Here is a 14,087-nt window from a genome sequence, read left to right on the forward strand (position 1 = left end):
AGAAATTTTTAGTTTTTATATTCTTTCCGATGCCCAAGCATTGTAAAATCGAGATGTTTCTTCACTAAATCTGCATTCTTCACTTTTACATAAACTTCATCGCCAAGCTGATACACATTCTTGGTACGTTGGCCAATGACGGCAAATTCCTCCCTGTCAAATTCATAACGATCATCATTCAAATCCTGCAAACGAACCATGCCCTCGCATTTGTTAGAAATAATTTCTACATAAATTCCCCATTCGGTAACTCCTGAAATTACTCCTAAAAATTCTTGATCCTGATGATCCTGCATATATTTTACCTGCATATATTTTATGCTATCGCGTTCTGCATTTGTGGCAAGATTTTCCATGTCGCTGCTGTGGCCGCATTTTTCTTCGTATTCTTCTTCTTTTGCAGATTTTCCGCCATCCAAATAATGCTGAAGAAGTCTGTGAACCATCACATCGGGATAACGACGAATGGGTGAAGTGAAATGTGTGTAATAATCAAACGCTAAACCGTAATGGCCAATGTTATGGGTTGTGTACATTGCTTTACTCATACTTCTAATAGCAAGCGTATCAATCAAATTCTGCTCTTTTTTGCCCTGAACATCTTTTAAAAGTTTATTCATGGATTGGGCTGTGGAATGACGGTCTTTGGTGTTCAGTTTGTAACCGAAGCGTTTAATTATATTTTCCAAAGCCGCTATTTTTTCATCATCCGGTTCGTCGTGCACGCGATAAACAAAAGTCTTTTTAGGCTCCTTTTTTCCTATGAATTCAGCCACACTTCTGTTTGCCAAAAGCATAAATTCCTCAATCAGTTTGTTCGCATCTTTGCTTTCCTTGAAATAAACTCCTTCGGGATTGTTATTTTCATCGAGTATGAATTTTACTTCTACTTTATCGAAAGAAATAGCACCGGCACGCATACGTTTTGTTCGCAATGTTTTTGCGAGACGGTCCATTTCCAAAATTGCATCAGCAATTTCTGGTTTTACTGTATATTCTTTATCAGTAATTGAAATTTTTGAGGGAATGGTATGTGTTTCATCCTTCGGATTTTCAATAATGTGCTGCGCTTCTTCATAAGCAAACCGGGCATCACTATAAGTAACTGTTCTTCCAAACCACTGTTTTACAACTTCAGCTTTTTGGTTCATTTCAAACACTGCGGAAAAAGTATATTTTTCCTCATTCGGCCGAAGGGAACACGCGTTGTTTGAAAGAATTTCAGGAAGCATCGGTACTACCCTATCAACCAAATAGACCGAAGTTGCACGCTCGTAAGCTTCATCGTCCAATTCAGTTCCAGCTTTAAGATAATGTGAAACATCTGCAATATGGATTCCTATTTCATAATTTCCATTCTCGAGTTTTTCAAAAGAAAGCGCATCATCAAAATCCTTTGCATCTTTTGGATCTATCGTAAAAGTCAAAACATCGCGCATATCGCGGCGGTTTTTAATTTCCGAAGCTTTTATTGAAGTATCAATTTTATTGGCATAGTCTTCCACTTCCTGCGGAAATTCATAGGGAAGTCCGTATTGGGCCAGAATGGAATGGATTTCAGTATTATGTTCGCCGGGCATTCCCAGAACTTTAATAATCCTTCCGAAAGGAGAATCGGCTTTTTCGGGCCAATCTTCCATGGCTACCAATACTTTTTCACCGTTCTTTGCACCATTAATTTTATTCTTTGGCACAAAAATATCTGTGTACATTTTATAATCGGTAACGTCAACAAAGGCAAAATTTTCCTGCACTTGAATGGTACCAACGAATTCCGTCCGTTTTCTTTCTAAAATTTTTGTTACCTCTCCTTCTGTCTTGCCGCCTTTTTTTCGCTTAAAAACATACACTTCAACAATATCACCATTTAAGGCTTTGTTTAGGTTTTTGCTTTTTACGTAAATATCGTCCTCTAAATCCTCAACGATAATATAACCTTGGCCACGGCCTGCTATATCTACTTTTCCTGTGTAATAATTCTGGGAAGGGGTAAGTATGTATTTGCCGCGTTCTATTTCCTGAATGCTCCCCTTGCCCTGCAGATCCTTTAGTTTTTTTACTATTTGGTTTCTGCTGCTGGGGTCGTCAAGTTGCAGTTTTGCAGCAATTTGTTTGTAGTTGAAAGCTTGTGAATGATCTTTCCGAAGTATGTTCAGTATGGTTTGGGAAAGATTTTCAATTTTATTGTTTTTCTTTTTTTGTTTATGTCTAGGCATAGTTGTTTTTGTAATTAGCGTAAAAGTACTACTTCTCAAAGAATGACGTGTTTACATTAGGAAAGATTTAGTACCTTAGGAAGGCTGACTTAATTTTTATAAAAGTCTAAAATGAAGCACTTTAAAACAATTGCTATTTTTCAATATCCTGCAGAATATGCGGTGCTTCAACTTTTGTTTGATCAGGCAGCGATTCGGTATATTTTTCAAAATGAAACCATGATCAGCGTTTTTCCGTTCTATTCCAACGCTATTGGTGGCATTCGTCTTCAAGTCCATATAGAGGATATGGCGCAGGCTGAGTAAATTATCAAAAACTTGGACACTCCTTCCAATCTGAAGATAGTTTAAGAAAACTCCAAAAATTTATTTCAGTGAAATTTATTGTTATCAACATATAATTATACATCATTTCTTTTTTTGAAATTTTTAAAATAAAAAATGGTGATGATGATAGGGTGTTAATATGTACAATAACTTTTTAATATTTTGTTTTGAAATCAATTTATTCCCTTTTAATAAAAGGTTGTTAACATAAATTTAAGATTTAAAGGCCTTGGAAATAATGGAATAGCAGAAATAGTTAACAACGGTGAATAACCTATTTTGACAACTAAAATCTTATAAGTTTTTATTGAAATCTTGTTTGAAACGAAAGAAATGCTGCTAATAAATTACACGTAAAAAATGAATTAAATTTTTGGTGTTCTGCAAATTTTAAACCTATTGTAAATAATCCGCGAACGTGCAATTTTAATTGTCGTAATTCCGCAAACAAATATCAACAATGTTGTTAACCAAATAATGACGTTAGCGTTAAGAAATCGTTATCAATTGAAAATCAATAGGTAATGAACACGATTGTTGGGATAATTAATTATAAATGTATTTCTACTTAAATAAATACACGATGTTTTATCTTTGAAAAAAATATAGTTATGAAAATTTCCATCGGCAACGACCACGCAGGCACAGAGTATAAATTTGAAATCGTTTCCTTTCTTGAAAAAGAAGGCCATACAGTTATTAACCACGGAACCGACAGCGAAGCAAGTGTGGATTATCCAGATTTTGTACATCCAGTTGCAAACGATGTTGAAAACGGAAATGTAGATTTTGGAATTATAATCTGCGGCAGCGGAAACGGGGCAAATATGACCGCCAACAAACACCAAAAAGTGCGTTCCGCACTTTGCTGGACCAAGGAAATTACCGAGCTGGCGCGTCAACACAACGATGCCAATATTTTAAGCATTCCCGCACGTTTCACCAGCAAACCTCAAGCTGTTGAAATGGTAAAAACCTTTCTAAAAACCGAATTTGAGGGTGGCCGCCATCAAAACCGGGTTGAAAAAATAGCCTGCTCATAACTTAATAAAATGGCGCATAACCACGCACATTCCCATAACGATTCGCATGGGCATTCGCATCCTGATTTAAAGGGAAGGAAGCTTTTGCTTTCCATTCTTTTGAATATTGCTATTACCGTTGCACAAGTTATCGGGGGTTTGATTTCCGGTAGCTTATCGCTGCTATCTGATGCGCTTCACAATTTCAGCGATGTACTTTCTTTAATTGTAAGTTACATTGCCGACAGATATTCAAAAAAAGATGCTTCAGTAACCAAAACTTTCGGTTACAAACGTGCTGAAATAATAGCAGCATTCGTGAATTCGGCTACTTTAATCGTGGTTGCAATCTATCTTATTTACGAAGCAATCCTTCGCTTTATGGATCCGCATACCATTGAAAGTGGATTGGTAATTTGGTTAGCGATTTTAGGAATTGTTTTCAACGGTTTCAGTGTTTTGCTTCTTTTTAAAGATTCAAAAAGCAATATGAATATGCGCTCTGCCTATTTACATTTGCTGACGGATATGGCAGCTTCCGTCGCTGTTTTGATTGGCGGGTTGTTGATGAAATATTTTGAATGGTTTTGGGTGGACAGCCTACTCACATTACTTATTGCCCTATATTTAATAGTTATGGGTTATGGTTTATTGAAAAGCTCATTCAAGGTTTTGATGCTTTTTACTCCGGATGACTTAAATTTGGAAGTGATTCATGATGCGGTTTGTACCATTCCAGGAATAAAAAACATACACCATATTCATATTTGGCAACTAAACGAACAGGAAACCCATTTGGAAGCTCATGTAGATTTTTATGAAGATGTCACGCTTTCAGAATTTGATGCTGTGTTAACAAAAATGGAAGAATTACTGTATCACGATTTCGGAATAAACCACGTAACCATCCAACCCGAACATCAAAAAGATGATCCAAAGGATATTATTGTTCAGGATTGATTTATTTAAAATGCTATGGAAATTGAAGTAAAGAATTTTGGAGAATTGACCACAAAACAATTGTATGGTATTTTACAATTGCGAAGCGAGGTGTTTGTGGTGGAACAGGATTGCGTTTATCAAGATATTGATGGAAAGGATGAACGCGCCTTGCACATTATGGGTTGGGAAGACGGTAATTTAGTTGCCTACGCGCGCTGCTTCCAGGCAGGCGATTATTTTGATGAAGCGTCCATAGGAAGGGTTTTGGTACGCGAAAACTACCGAAAAATGGGTTATGGCCACGCAATCACCAAAGCGGCTATAGAAGCCATTAAAACAAACTATAAAGCCGATAAAATAAAGATATCGGCTCAAGTGTATTTAGTTATTTTTTACGAAAGCCACGGGTTTAAAACCTATGGAGATCGTTACATGGAAGATGGCATTCCGCACATTGCGATGATTAGAGCTTAATAAGGTTTTTCTCTAAATTAAGGTCTTTTAGCATTTCATCAGTAAACTTATAATGCCCACGACGGGTAATGATTTTAAAGCGCTGGTTCCGCATACGCGTGAGTGTGTCCAAAAACTGCCATTTAGATTTTAACAATCTTGGTTTCTCAGATTTTAAACTGATTTCAAAATAATGCTTAATTCCCGCGCGATCTGCTACTATGTCTGGCGTGATTACCACATCACTATCCTTTTTGTAATAGGATTTTGGAGTTTCATAACCTTCCACATCGGCCTGGATGTGTTCAAAACCCCGGTTCTCTAAATAGGCCACAGATTCCTTTAGAATCTCCTTGTTTTCATTTCTTTCTGATTGTACCATAACTGCTAAGATACAATATCATTGATAAACAGTCAGTTAAGGTTATGTTAAGCGAAAAAATTAGCTGTTAAATTAATTTTTATAGCGAATTGATTTGTCAAATGGAAGTTTCAATTGTTGTAAAATATTTTCATCATCGCGATGATCGGCAATGTCCAATCCGTATTTAATTTCCGAAGTATTCGAATACACAAAAGTGCCAAACAATCGATCCCAAATGGAAAGTATATTTCCAAAATTACTGTCCGTCCACGGCATTTGGTAATGATGGTGGAATTTGTGCATATTCGGAGTTACGATTACGTAACTCAACACTTTGTCCAATTGCTTTGGAAGCGATATATTGGCGTGTGTGAAATAGGTAAAAAGCACGCTTAATATTCTATAAAAAAGATAGAAAGCAATCGGCATTCCCATCATTACAACGGCAATCAAAGCGAAAGTTTCCCGGATAATAAAGTCGAAAGGATGATGGCGTGTGCCCGTGGTAACATCTACATTCTTATCGGAATGGTGTACTGTGTGCAGCCGCCACATCCACTTTACTTTGTGAAGCAGATAATGCACAAAATACTGCGCAAACAAATCTAAAACCATAATTGAAAGCAGTAATTTAACCCAAACCGGAGCATCAAATAGTGGAAGCAATCCAAAATTCGAATTGTTTAACCACAGAAAAATCCCAACGGTTGCAATCCCGAAAACTACGTTTATCAACATCACAAAAGCCAGTAGAATAAAATTAGTTTTTGCGTGCCGCCATTTGTTGTATTTGGTAAAAACGAGTTTGTAATACCCTTCGAAAATCCAGAAAATAGTAAGCACAAAAAACACCCAACCGGCTTTCATCCAAACAGGCATGGTTTCGAAGAAGGTTAGGAAGGAGTTCACTCTATTTTCGTTTTATATTCTGCCAAACCAATTACGTCATCTCTAATTTCTTTTAGCCATTCTTTTCCGTAATTTTCTGTTAGAAAATCTAAAACTTTCATATTATAACTTATCGAAATTTCTTTATTTAATGGCTCACAACCAAAATTTATCATTGAAACACCATACTTAGATTTAAAATCAAAGTCAGATGCATAAATCACTGGAACAATTCCTCCAGGAACAATTAGAAATAGAGAATTATTTTTAATGTCTTCCTTAGCAAATACTTCTGCATCAGAAATATTGTCTGCGCTTATAACTTTTGAAACATAACTATTTTCAAAGTTGCTAGAATCAACAGATTCAATTTCTTCTTGACCAAAAGCTGAAATAGATAGAATTATTGAAATTGTAAATAGAGTTTTTTTCATAGTTTCTTTCATCTATAACAAATTTGAATAGTCAATTTTTTTAAAATTTACTTCAAAATCTTCCCATACCGCCCAGCATCATTCAAAACAGCAACTGCCTCTAAAATCTCGGGATTGTGCTCAATTTGGTAATTATATAAACCTTCGCGGTAAAAATAACGCTTCAAAATTTCATCGGTCAACAACGATTCTATTTCCACTTTTTTGTCCACAATCGCTTTGTCTTTAGCTTTGTCAATTGCAACCATAAGTTGGTTATAACTTGCTGAAATATCCTTGCTCATATCGTCATCTTCAGAGATTTTTAAACCTTCGGCAAATTTCTTTTCGGTCTCGGTTTCGTATTCAAAATTGTTGTCTTTTAAAAACTTCAGAAAATCCTGAAAATCGGCTTCAGTAAATTTGAAGTTTTTCCAGTCGGTCATTTGATGACTGTAATAATATTTAGTTGCATAATCAAAAATGGCGTTGTCCTTCAGCAAAGCCGTGGTTATAGGGCTAAAAACCGCAGATTTCAATTCCACATCGGGCAAGATTCCGCCGCCATCGTAAACCGTTCTGCCACCTTTGGTTTTAAAAGCATTGTATTCTTTGACATCTTTTCTGATTGGATCTCCGTTTTCATCACGATGCCAGTAATCAAGTGCTTGAATACAGCGACCGCTGGGTGTATAGTAGCGCGAAATAGTTACTTTTAATTGTGTGCCATACGTCAACTTTTTTGGCCTTTGAACCAATCCTTTTCCGAAACTTCGGGCGCCAACCACCACGGCACGATCCAAATCCTGCAAGCCGCCCGAAACAATTTCACTGGCGGAAGCGCTTCTACCATTCACCAAAACAACCAATGGAATTTCTTTATCTATAGGTTCAAATTGGGTTTTATATACTTGGTTGTATTTCTCAATAACCGATTTTGTGGTTGTTATAACTTCACCTTTATCCACAAAAAGGTTTACAACGTTTATGGCTTCATTTAGCAAGCCGCCCGGGTTTCCGCGTAAATCCAAAATAATTTTTTTAGCTCCCTGTGACTTCAAATCAACTAGTGCAGCTTTGGTTTCAGCAGTGGTTTTTCGGTTGAACTGTGAAAGCACGATGTAACCAATGTCGTTATTTATTAATTTATAAAAAGGAACGGCTTTAAGGTCTACCGCACCGCGGGTTATGGTTGCAGTGGCTGTTTTTCCTTGTCTTTTGTAAGTTACATCAACGGTTGAACCTGGTGCTCCTTTTAACAATTCTCCAGCATCATCTTCCAAATCGGCAATATTTATATTACCAATTTTTACGATTTCGTCCCCAGCTTTCAACCCTGCTTTATCGGCCGGATAACCTTGGTATGGTTCCACAATTATGATTTTATCTTTTCTGCTTTGTGCGGTTGCACCAATACCCGTATAAATACCGGAATTGTTGATTTTGGCGTCCTCTACTTGCTGTTCGTTCCAATAAACGGTGTACGGATCCAAATCTTCCAACATGCCTTTAATGGCTTTGTCCATAAGCGTTGCGGGCGTTACTTCGTCCACGTAGTTCATGTTCAATTCCTTGAAAAGTGTGGTGAAGATTTCAATCTGTTTGGCTATTTCAAAAAAGTCACTTTTGAAACTTACGGTAGTAAAAAATATACCGACAGCGATGATGGGAACTATTATTCTTTTTTTCATTTTATGAAATTTTAATGTGTTTTCTTTCTCTTCTTCAGAAATATACGAAGAATGATAACAACTATTATTGCAACGAGGAATAAAGGCCAAAGGTATAAAATGCCCAAGAAAAATACCGAAATGCCGTTCCAACCGCCTTGCAGCGCGTTTTTCATTTTCTGGCCGTAAGATTGTGTAATACCAGTTTCCGCAGTGGTTTTGTAAAATTCAATGTTTACGGTGCTCATTGAAACTTGACTTTGCAGATACTGCAATCGACCTTGTTTGGCTTCAATTTCCTCACGAATGTTGGAAAGTTCGCGCTCTATTTGCAACATTTCCTCAACTTTATTCGCTTTTTTAAGCAGTTCAAGATAGCGTTCCTCAAGCACACGCTTTGCTTTTAAACGCGCTTCCAAATCCACAAACTCTTCCGAAACATCCTGTCGGGAAATATCACGTTGATCAAAATAATCAACACCTTCGGAAATACCATCAATAAACTTTTGAAAATTTTCGGTAGGAATGCGAACGGTTAAGCTTTTATAAATTCGATTGTAGTCTTTTCCGCTGTTGTCGTTTTGGACCAATCCTTTGTTTTGCGAGGCAAGCTGAAGTATTTTTTTGTGCGTTGCTTCTACATCTTTTGTTTCAAAAGCGAGACGGGCAGTTTTAATTATTTTTTGCTCAATTTCATTAGATAAAGGTTGTGGAACAAGTTGATGTCTAACTAGGGCTTCTTCAGCCATATCCATCTCAGCCATCGCAGAACCTGCTTCATAATTTTTGTTGGAATTTCCGTTTGAACACCCCAAAACAAACAATAAAAGTAAAGTGCTAATTGTTTTCATCGCGTAATTTTTTAAGTAGCCTTACCATTGCTTTGTCAAGTTCGGCGTACTGCGGTTTAACTTTTCCTAAAAAAAGAAAGAGCATCACAAATTTCTTGCCGTGAATTTCATCAAATAAGTGTTTGTTAAGCCGATAGGCTTCGCGAAGCTGTCTTTTCACTCGGTTTCGCTCCACTGCCAATTTAAAATTCCGTTTCGGAACGGCGAAAGCAGCGAGATGGTTTTCCAAGTTTTCCTTCGGAAGAAAAAATACTTTTATTGGAAATTTGGAATGTGTTTTCCTTTCCAAAAACAAATTTTCAATTGTCTTGGTGCTTTTTAATTTTTCGTTTTTGGGAAATTTTTGACTCACTCTGTAAATATATAAAAAGACCCCGCAGTATTTAGCACTTGCGAGGTCTGTTTGAAAAAAGGAAAGTAAAGATTATTGTTTTTCGTAAAGATTGTTTTCTTGATTGATATCTGCCATTCTTCGGGTGGCGTCAATCATCATATTTTTTACTTTTTTTCCGTTTTTAATTTCAAAGATATATGTAGGATATGCCCAAGCCCAATCTTCTAAAACAGTACGATTTAAATCGGTAAAAGGGTTTGGTTTTTCGCCCCACATCATTCGCAATGGAATGTAAAATAATTCTTGTGTGCCGTCTTCATAAGTTACGTAAAGATCTATTGGCATTGGCATCAACCCAATTCTCTCCAAAGTTACCTTTGTGTTTTCTCCTTGGCTTTCTACAGATTTTATTCCGTAATCGATAGTATTGGTAGTTTGTGCCCAATCCGTAAGGTACCAATCCAATTCAAACCCAGAAACTTTTTCCGCAGTGCGTATAAAATCATTTGGCGTTGGGTGCTTAAACTTAAAATCTGAGTAATAACGCTTTAAGGTTTTTGAAAGATTTTCTGGCCCGATAATATATCCAAGCTGCGTTAAAAAAACCGAGCCCTTACTGTACGCATTTATACCATAGGAGCGGTTGCTGGCGTACCTATCTGCGTGGGTAGTGAGGGGTTGCTCTGCACCACTTGTAGCCATATACAAATAACTTCTGTAAGAACCGGCGTGCGGATTTGGCTTATTTTCCTTCATTACATAATTCATGGCCTCATCTGAAATATACGAAGTAAAACCTTCATCCATCCACTCGTGCTTACTTTCGTTTGTGGCCAAAACAAACTGAAACCACGAATGCGCAAGCTCGTGTGCTGTTACGCCCACAAGGCTTCCAAACTCACGTTTTCCAGTAATCATCGTGCTCATAGCATATTCCATACCGCCATCACCACCTTGAATTACAGAATATTGCTCATAAGGATATTGCCCAATTTGCTCATTGAAAAACTCCATTAATTCAGCAGTTTTGGGTTGAAGATTTTTCCAATTTTCTGCAATTTCAGGATCATTTTTGTAGAAAAAATGTAGCGTTACTCCGTTTGGACCTGGATAAGTATCGTGAATATATTCATTATCTGCAGCCCAAGCAAAATCGTGGACATCTGGCGCTAAAAAGTGCCAAGTGTATTTTCCCTTTTTGGGCTTCATCCACTTTTGTCCCGGTAGTGTATAGCCGTGACCCACTTCTGCGGGATTTTGAAGATAACCTGTTCCGCCAATTGTATAATCGGCATCAATAGTTATGGTTACGTCAAAATCGCCCCAAACGCCATGAAATTCACGTGCAATGTACGGATCTGCGTGCCATCCCTCAAAATCGTATTCTGCTAATTTTGGATACCATTGCGTCATGGTTAGGGCAACGTTTTCAGAGCTATCGCGGCCCGAACGGCGAATCTGTAAAGGAACCTGTGCGTCCCATTCCATATTGAAAACAGTACTTTCACCCGGCAAAATAGGGTTGTTCAACATAACCTGCATCACCGTACCTTTTATGGTATAATTTGCAGCAACGCCATCTTGTGTGAAGAGCGTGGGCTTTATATATCCAATTTCCGAAGGGGATAATTTTGAAATCCGATCCATCACGCGACTATCAGGATCTTCAATGGTACGTGAACGCACATCCATTTCACTACCCGGCTGAAAAGCATTAAAGTAAAGATGATAGAAAACTTTGTTCAGAGTATCGGGAGAATTGTTTGTATACTTCAACTCTTGCGTGCCTTTGTACTGAAAGGTTTTAACGTCCATTTGAACGTTCATTTTATAATCTACTTCCTGCTGCCAATAGCCGTTATTGTTTTGCGCAAATGATGAAAAGAATATACCCGTTAGGAATAATACGTTAAAAAAATACTTCATTATTGTGACATTTTATCGGCCATAATCAGGGCATTATACATATTCACTATTTTCCCAGATTTTGAAATATTGGAGAAAGGCTCAGTGTTCGAAGCCTCTCCGCCCAAAACAACCTGTGTATTAATTGAAAGGCCGCTATCCATCAAAATTTGTTTTACTTGTGCTGCGGAAAGCTTTGGATAATAGGAGCGAATCATTGCGGCAACGCCTGCAACTTCGGGTGCGGCCATTGAAGTTCCCTGAAGAAATTCATAGGTGTTTAAAGGTGTGGTTGCCCAAATTTTGACTCCTGGCGCAAAAACATCTACGTTGGTTTTACCGTAGTTTGAAAAGTTTGCAACCATTTCGCTTCCATATTCGTAATTAAGAGCCCCAACAGTCAAAAACGAATTTGCCATCTCGGAACCGTTGTCAAATTGATCGTTTGGATAAACGTTTACGGTATCTAAATCGAAACCGTCATTTCCGGCTGCATTTACAATTAAAACATCTTTTGAAGCTGCGTATTTAATGGCGTCATAAACCCAATCTGCTTGTGGCGAATAATATTTTCCGAAACTGGTGTTAAGTACTTTTGCACCATTATCAACGGCATAACGAATAGCCAGTGCAATATCTTTATCATATTCATCGCCATCGGGTACTGCGCGAATCGCCATAATTTTCACATTGTTTGCGACACCGTCCATTCCGATACCGTTATTGCGCTCTGCTGCAATAATTCCTGCCACGTGGGTTCCGTGTTTTACGTTTTCTTTTGTGGGATCTGGCCCGGCCACGTTATTGTCGCCGTAAATATTATCTGCAAAATCTTCAGGATTATCGCCTAAAACACCACGGAAATCTTTCGTCATATTGAAATTGTTATCCAATCTACCGCTAAAATATTCAATGCCTCCCTCCAGTTCTTCCAAAACTTCCGGAACCGAATCTGCAAAATTCAGCATTTGGGTTAGCATTGCAATTTGCTGTTGTTCTTGGGGCGATGGATTATTTATTGCTGCAAGATCTTCTTTGGTGTAATCTGCTTTTCCAAGTTTTTTTGCCATGGCCTCGTGTGTAGGCTTTAATTGTGAAAGGATCTGCTCGTAACGTAATTTGTTTGCGGTAACTTCTGAAGATTCCTTCTCATATTCTGCTTTTGCTTTTTGGTAAATAGCAAAGTCTTTTCTGTCAGCAGCACTTATTGATGCTTCACTTTTTCCCTCAAATTTTGGTTTGAACTTTCTGATAATACGTACATATTCCATGTTTTCATCAGTAATATTACCGAGAAAATTCCAGCCGTGAATATCATCAATAAAACCATTTTTATCGTCGTCTATACCATTTCCGGCTATTTCATCGGGGTTGGTCCACACTACACTTTTAAGATCTTCGTGGTCAATATCCACGCCACTGTCTATTACCCCCACAATTACTGTTTCGCCTTTGCGCTTTTTTATAATTTCGCTGTAGGCTTTGTCCACACTCATTCCAGGAACGGTATCTTTTACTAAATCCATGGCTGGCCAGTGTTTTAACTGTTCGTCAGTAAGAGGTGTAATTTTTAATGGGTTTGAATCTATATTTTGGATAGGAGTAGCAACTATGGGAGCTCCGCTTCCGCAGCTTGCTAGAGCTGTTGACAATGCAACCGCAAATAGGGTAATCTTAAATAGTTTCATTTTAGAAATTATATGTTAATTAAAAAATTCGTTGAGAGTTAATGTTTCGTTTAGACGGACGCCCTTATCAGTATTTTGAACTGTTATTATTGGGTTGTGGGCATCATGTTCTAAGAAAAGATAGTAGTTATTTTCTGCTGCATTATTTAGAAATTTCTCCTTTTCGGGAAGTGTCAACAACGGGCGAGTATCGTAGCCCATCACAAAAGGAAGCGGCAAATGACCTGCTGTAGGAAGCAAATCTGCCATAAAAACCAAGGTTTTTTCTTTATAATTTATATGCGGGATCATTTGTTTGTCTGTATGCCCGTCAACAAAAAGAATTCCAAAATCAAGCTCGTTGGCGTCAGCAAAATCTGCTTTTGGCTGCGCAACAAATTTCAACTGTCCGCTTTCCTGCATCGGCAAAATGTTTTCCTTTAAAAAAGAAGCTTGCTCCCTTCGGTTTGGCTCGGTTGCCCATTGCCAATGGTCTTTATTGCTCCAGAAAGTAGCATTTTTAAAAGCTGGCTCATAGCCTGTGCGATCTTTGTTCCACTGAACACTTCCACCGCAATGGTCAAAGTGTAGGTGTGTCATAAAAACATCTGTAATATCATTGCGATGGAAACCATGTTTTTTAAGAGAGTCATCTATATTAAAATCGCCCCATCGGTAATAATATCCAAAGAATTTTTCACTTTGTTTATCGCCCATACCGGTGTCTATTAGCGTTAACCGATTTCCATTTTCAATAAGCAGACAGCGCGCGGCAATGTCTATCATATTATTTTGGTCTGCTGGGTTGGTTCTATTCCACAGGGTTTTTGGAACAACGCCAAACATGGCGCCACCATCAAGTTTAAAATTGCCAGCTTCAATAGGGAATAATTGCATAATATGAAGAAATGAGTCGCAAATTAATAAAAGCGTTACAGACCAAACCCCGAAGAATTAATTAATTATGCTATTTTTAACAAATCATTATTAATCCGGCGGAATTAAATATGCTTAAATTCGCCCAAAACCCAACCA

14 protein-coding genes are annotated in these 14,087 nt (G+C 37.7%); 4 read left to right on the top strand and 10 right to left on the bottom strand.

Annotated elements, in window-relative coordinates:
- Window positions 1-8: 8 nt before the first annotated feature.
- On the bottom strand, window positions 9-2,216 hold the full coding sequence (gene rnr, locus JK629_RS05030; RefSeq protein ID WP_202337524.1) for a ribonuclease R: 2,208 nt from the start codon (window positions 2,214-2,216) through the stop codon (window positions 9-11).
- A gap of 111 nt (window positions 2,217-2,327) precedes the next feature.
- Here rnr and JK629_RS05035 point away from each other — a divergent pair, with 111 nt between their 5' ends.
- The 4 genes from JK629_RS05035 to JK629_RS05050 all read left to right on the top strand — a co-directional run bounded on the left by JK629_RS05035 (window position 2,328) and on the right by JK629_RS05050 (window position 4,981).
- Window positions 2,328-2,522, top strand: coding sequence for a DUF2007 domain-containing protein (locus JK629_RS05035; protein WP_202337525.1), 195 nt, complete (start codon window positions 2,328-2,330; stop codon window positions 2,520-2,522).
- 632 nt (window positions 2,523-3,154) lie between these two features.
- Window positions 3,155-3,586 (top strand): ribose 5-phosphate isomerase B, encoded by a 432-nt coding sequence (gene rpiB, locus JK629_RS05040; RefSeq protein WP_202337526.1) that lies wholly within the window; start codon window positions 3,155-3,157, stop codon window positions 3,584-3,586.
- A gap of 9 nt (window positions 3,587-3,595) precedes the next feature.
- Window positions 3,596-4,525, top strand: a complete 930-nt coding sequence (locus JK629_RS05045) for a cation diffusion facilitator family transporter (RefSeq protein ID WP_202337527.1) — start codon at window positions 3,596-3,598, stop codon at window positions 4,523-4,525.
- A gap of 15 nt (window positions 4,526-4,540) precedes the next feature.
- The gene (locus JK629_RS05050; protein WP_202337528.1) at window positions 4,541-4,981 is read left to right on the top strand and encodes a GNAT family N-acetyltransferase; all 441 of its coding nucleotides are present in this window, start codon (window positions 4,541-4,543) and stop codon (window positions 4,979-4,981) included.
- Here JK629_RS05050 and JK629_RS05055 read toward each other — a convergent pair.
- From JK629_RS05055 to JK629_RS05095, 9 genes are all read right to left on the bottom strand, one after another.
- Entirely contained in the window at window positions 4,971-5,342 is a 372-nt protein-coding gene (locus JK629_RS05055) for a hypothetical protein (RefSeq protein ID WP_202337529.1), read from the bottom strand. The genes JK629_RS05050 and JK629_RS05055 overlap by 11 nt on opposite strands.
- Window positions 5,343-5,414: 72 nt before the next feature.
- A complete protein-coding gene (locus tag JK629_RS05060) occupies window positions 5,415-6,233 on the bottom strand; it encodes a sterol desaturase family protein (protein WP_202337530.1) in 819 nt (272 codons plus the stop codon).
- Window positions 6,230-6,646 carry an FEKKY domain-containing protein gene (locus tag JK629_RS05065; RefSeq protein WP_202337531.1) on the bottom strand — a complete coding sequence of 139 codons (417 nt, stop codon included), beginning with the start codon at window positions 6,644-6,646 and terminating at the stop codon, window positions 6,230-6,232. The genes JK629_RS05060 and JK629_RS05065 overlap by 4 nt, the downstream gene beginning before the upstream one ends.
- A gap of 47 nt (window positions 6,647-6,693) precedes the next feature.
- On the bottom strand, window positions 6,694-8,316 hold the full coding sequence (locus tag JK629_RS05070) for a S41 family peptidase (RefSeq protein WP_202337532.1): 1,623 nt from the start codon (window positions 8,314-8,316) through the stop codon (window positions 6,694-6,696).
- Between the two features lie 11 nt (window positions 8,317-8,327).
- Window positions 8,328-9,146: a DUF4349 domain-containing protein gene (locus tag JK629_RS05075; RefSeq protein WP_202337533.1), complete on the bottom strand. Its 819-nt coding sequence runs from the start codon at window positions 9,144-9,146 to the stop codon at window positions 8,328-8,330.
- Complete coding sequence (gene rnpA, locus JK629_RS05080; RefSeq protein WP_225626141.1) at window positions 9,133-9,498, bottom strand: ribonuclease P protein component; 366 nt, start codon at window positions 9,496-9,498, stop codon at window positions 9,133-9,135. The genes JK629_RS05075 and rnpA overlap by 14 nt, the downstream gene beginning before the upstream one ends.
- Before the next feature lie 72 nt (window positions 9,499-9,570).
- On the bottom strand, window positions 9,571-11,406 hold the full coding sequence (locus JK629_RS05085) for a M1 family metallopeptidase (RefSeq protein ID WP_202337534.1): 1,836 nt from the start codon (window positions 11,404-11,406) through the stop codon (window positions 9,571-9,573).
- A complete protein-coding gene (locus tag JK629_RS05090; protein ID WP_202337535.1) occupies window positions 11,406-13,073 on the bottom strand; it encodes a S8 family peptidase in 1,668 nt (555 codons plus the stop codon). Before JK629_RS05090 ends, JK629_RS05085 begins: the two co-directional genes overlap by 1 nt.
- A 15-nt stretch (window positions 13,074-13,088) precedes the next feature.
- A complete protein-coding gene (locus JK629_RS05095) occupies window positions 13,089-13,949 on the bottom strand; it encodes an MBL fold metallo-hydrolase (RefSeq protein WP_202337536.1) in 861 nt (286 codons plus the stop codon).
- Window positions 13,950-14,087: the final 138 nt, after the last annotated feature.

The organism is Aequorivita iocasae (genome assembly GCF_016757735.1).
Taxonomy (GTDB): domain Bacteria; phylum Bacteroidota; class Bacteroidia; order Flavobacteriales; family Flavobacteriaceae; genus Aequorivita; species Aequorivita iocasae.

Coding starts and splice junctions, on each gene's coding strand:
- rnr (WP_202337524.1), bottom strand. CDS start 2,216: ATGCCTAGACATAAACAAAAAAAGAAAAACAATAAAATTGAAAATCTT.
- JK629_RS05035 (WP_202337525.1), top strand. CDS start 2,328: ATGAAGCACTTTAAAACAATTGCTATTTTTCAATATCCTGCAGAATAT.
- rpiB (WP_202337526.1), top strand. CDS start 3,155: ATGAAAATTTCCATCGGCAACGACCACGCAGGCACAGAGTATAAATTT.
- JK629_RS05045 (WP_202337527.1), top strand. CDS start 3,596: ATGGCGCATAACCACGCACATTCCCATAACGATTCGCATGGGCATTCG.
- JK629_RS05050 (WP_202337528.1), top strand. CDS start 4,541: ATGGAAATTGAAGTAAAGAATTTTGGAGAATTGACCACAAAACAATTG.
- JK629_RS05055 (WP_202337529.1), bottom strand. CDS start 5,342: ATGGTACAATCAGAAAGAAATGAAAACAAGGAGATTCTAAAGGAATCT.
- JK629_RS05065 (WP_202337531.1), bottom strand. CDS start 6,646: ATGAAAAAAACTCTATTTACAATTTCAATAATTCTATCTATTTCAGCT.
- JK629_RS05070 (WP_202337532.1), bottom strand. CDS start 8,316: ATGAAAAAAAGAATAATAGTTCCCATCATCGCTGTCGGTATATTTTTT.
- JK629_RS05075 (WP_202337533.1), bottom strand. CDS start 9,146: ATGAAAACAATTAGCACTTTACTTTTATTGTTTGTTTTGGGGTGTTCA.
- JK629_RS05085 (WP_202337534.1), bottom strand. CDS start 11,406: ATGAAGTATTTTTTTAACGTATTATTCCTAACGGGTATATTCTTTTCA.
- JK629_RS05090 (WP_202337535.1), bottom strand. CDS start 13,073: ATGAAACTATTTAAGATTACCCTATTTGCGGTTGCATTGTCAACAGCT.
- JK629_RS05095 (WP_202337536.1), bottom strand. CDS start 13,949: ATGCAATTATTCCCTATTGAAGCTGGCAATTTTAAACTTGATGGTGGC.